This is a genomic window from Thermogemmatispora sp. (assembly GCF_019683635.1).
Lineage (GTDB): Bacteria > Chloroflexota > Ktedonobacteria > Ktedonobacterales > Ktedonobacteraceae > Thermogemmatispora.
Map to the genome: position 1 here is coordinate 1 of NZ_JADGIA010000329.1, position 3155 is coordinate 3155.

Annotated in this window: 2 protein-coding genes; both read left to right on the top strand. The window is 59.0% G+C overall.

What is annotated here, in order from left to right; translation table 11 throughout:
• The first annotated feature begins 415 nt into the window (after positions 1–415).
• Positions 416–670, top strand: coding sequence for a helix-turn-helix transcriptional regulator (locus tag IRZ31_RS20900; RefSeq protein ID WP_297157581.1), 255 nt, complete (start codon positions 416–418; stop codon positions 668–670).
• A 621-nt stretch (positions 671–1291) separates the two neighbouring features.
• Positions 1292–2737 (top strand): tetratricopeptide repeat protein, encoded by a 1446-nt coding sequence (locus IRZ31_RS20905; RefSeq protein ID WP_297157584.1) that lies wholly within the window; start codon positions 1292–1294, stop codon positions 2735–2737.
• The last annotated feature ends 418 nt before the right edge of the window (positions 2738–3155 follow it).

Here is a 3155-nt window from a genome sequence, read left to right on the forward strand (position 1 = left end):
GAGGAGCGGAAGCGGCTCAAAAGCCTGCCGGAGGACAGCTAGCGTCTCCTCACTTGAGCGCTTGACCGTAGGGTTGCAACACCAGACATCCGCTCAACACTCCGTCCATGTTCGAGCACTGGCAGCGAGCACAAGGCTGTCGTATGGGGAAGGTGCCAGCGCAAGCAAGAGAGCACACGTGCATTCAACCTCACAGATGGTGTATACTCTTCATGGCCGCAGAAAAGAAGCGCCTGCTTGCTGAACAGCGACGCGCCCCGATCGATGCGAGCGTTGTTCGGCGCCCCGCGAGCAAGCAAATAGACGAGTGCTGGCGGTCACTCACCGTCAGTAAACGAATCAGCAAGCAAGGAAGGTAGAGTACATTATTCGCCTTGTTTCGTGTTATGTAGTGATGGAGAGTTGAGGAAAGCACGTGTTACGTCTGCGGGTGAAAGAAGTAGCTCAACAGAAAAATATGTCGATGCATCGCCTTTCGCTGAAGTCAGAGGTCAGCTATCACGTTATTCGTGAGATTTTTATTAACCCATACAAGCCAGTTTCCACATATACTCTTGATAGAATTGCCGAAGCGCTCGACGTGCCCATCACCGCCCTCATTGAAGACGTGCCGAAGTGGCAGGCCGAGGAAGAGCGCAAGCGGCTCAAAGGTCGTCTGGGGGGCAGCTAGCCCCCCTCATCTGAGGGTGTGATGGCAGGGTAGCGGTACCAGGCGTTTGCTCAGCGGTTTCCCTCCCTCTCAGCCTGAAGCCCCGCGCAGCGAGCCCGGCGGCGGCAGCGGCTGACTGCTACGCCGTCCTCGCAGCCCTGCTGGAGGGCCAGCCCTCCGCGCTGCCCGAGGACCATCCCTACTCTCCGCCCCTGGCCCTCATCCAAAGTGGCCAGACCCGGTGGCGAGCCAGTCAGACTGCGAGCGATCTGTCCAGATAGGCATTTCGGACCAAATCCCCATTTCTTCCAAGTCTCTTTTACAAATTTGCACTTGGATGGGTATATTCATCCACAAAGAATTGGTGTATACTAAGAAAGAAATAGCCTCCAAGCAAGCGACCATGCGTCAGTTGTTGCTCAAGCAACCAATCGTTCACATTACAGCGTAGATTGCTGTAAGCAAAGAAAGGGGGAGAGCGTGGTATGTCTTCAACCGGGTGAGGTACCTGTCTGCCGGTGGAGAGGCATGGTGGTAGCCATTCCGATAGCGAGAGCAGTTCTATACTGAATCGGCTGGAAAGCGGGTGAAGGAGGTCGGGTCTGAAGACCTTGGCTCCTTAATCAAAAGAGAGGCTAGAAAATGGCTCTAGAAAATGAGAAAGAAGAGCAGGGGCCGATGACCCCTGATGAAGAGATTGTCTATTATGAGAAGCAACTAGAGAAGCAGCGTATCGAAGGGGATCGGGATGGTGAGATGGTTAGCCTCTTCCGACTCGGCCTCCTCTTCCAACGTCAAGATTGCCTTGACCAGGCGTGCGACTACTACCAGCAAGCGCTTGTCCGCAGTCGCGAGTATGGCAAGCCTCTCAAAGAAGCCAGTGCCCTCTCTAGCCTGGGCACCATCTACCAGCGGCGGGGCGAGCGAGAGCAGGCGCTTATGGTCTATCGTCAGGCGCTGAACATTCAGCGCGAGTTCGGCTTCCTGCAGGGAGAAGGCACCACCCTGGGGCGCCTTGCCACCCTCTATCAGGAGATGCATTGCGATCAGGAGGCCCTCATCTGCTATCGAGAGGCCCTGGCCATCCATCGTGAAGTTGGCAATCGCCGCGGCCAGGGCATCACGCTCAATAACCTGGGCACCTTCTATCAAGAGCATGGTCAGATTCAGCGTGCCCTGCGCTGTTTTCAGGAGGCGCTCCTCATACAGCGCGAGATCGGTGATCGGCGCGGCAGAGGGGCCACCCTGAGCAAACTGGCCTCGCTCTCCTTCTCCCTCGGGCAGATTCATTGTGCCCATGCGCTCTACCAGGAGGCCCTCTTCCTCCTGCGTCGCGAAAACGACAACTCCCTCCTGGCCCTCACGCTGGGGGGCCTGGGCCAGCTCTACCAGACCTGCTTGCAGACCAGAGAAGCCCTGCGTTGCTATCGAGAGGCCCTCGACCTGGCGCGCCTTAGCCAGGACCGCGAGCGTGAGGCCGTCGTCCTGAGCAACCTGGGGATTTTCTTCGCCTTTTTCCATCAAACGCGCGTGGCCCTGGCCTGCTTCCTGCGCATGCTCGATCTACTCAGCCGCTGTCGGATACCGGCTGACCAGCGTCATGAGGTAGAGGGGGCGATAGGGCTGCTCTGTGAGCATCTGGCCGAAGAAGGCATTCTTATAGAGCCAGAGGAGCTGGCGCCGCGCGCCGCCGAAGTGATCGCCGAGGCCCTGGAGCGACCGCCGACGCAGGCCATGCGTGCCATGAGCAAGGGCGCTCTGGCGCTAGAGATGCTGGCCTGTCTCAGCGAAGCGGTAGTCGATGTCTGTACGATCCACCCCGAGGCGGGCCAGGAGGTGCGCCTCATGCTCCAGCGCACGCACAACATCCTGCGTTCCCAACTGGCCAATGGTCTGGCCAGCGCGGGCACGGGCCGTCAAGAGCTAGAGTTTTTCGAAGCTCTGCAGGGCCTGCTCGACGGTCGGCCAGTCCATCTGCCGTCGCGGCATCGCTATCAGCCGCTGCTAGAGGCCCTCAAGCGCGGAATCGATCTCTACTTTAGCGATCCCGACCGCCAGCAAGAGAAACATGCACCTGGCAGAGGATAGCGATGCCAACAGCGGGCAAATACGGGCACGAGTGCTGTTGGAACCGCTGAATCACTGGCTGGTCAGCCCTGCTTGCTAAGCTGCCTTTGCGCCGCTGGCCAGCCCAGCAAAAGACCTCGGCGCTCAGTCGATCAAGAGGAGGTCACCACTGGAAGCAGTCCATTAGCCAGCAGGGACAGCCACTATCGCCGAAGCGCCGAGGTGTCATGGCAGAAGCACCCTGCGCCTCCCGCAGAGACACCTCTCGGGACGGGACCAACCAACGACACGTTGAGAAGACACTGGCTCCAGCGTTGCCAGGCTATGCAAGCAAGGGAGAAAATCGTGCAAGAACCACAACAAACACCAGGGCAAGCTCAGCCAGGTCAGCCCGACCTGGAGCGCGGCAGGCCGACCCCGCCGGCCTGGCCAGGGGGGC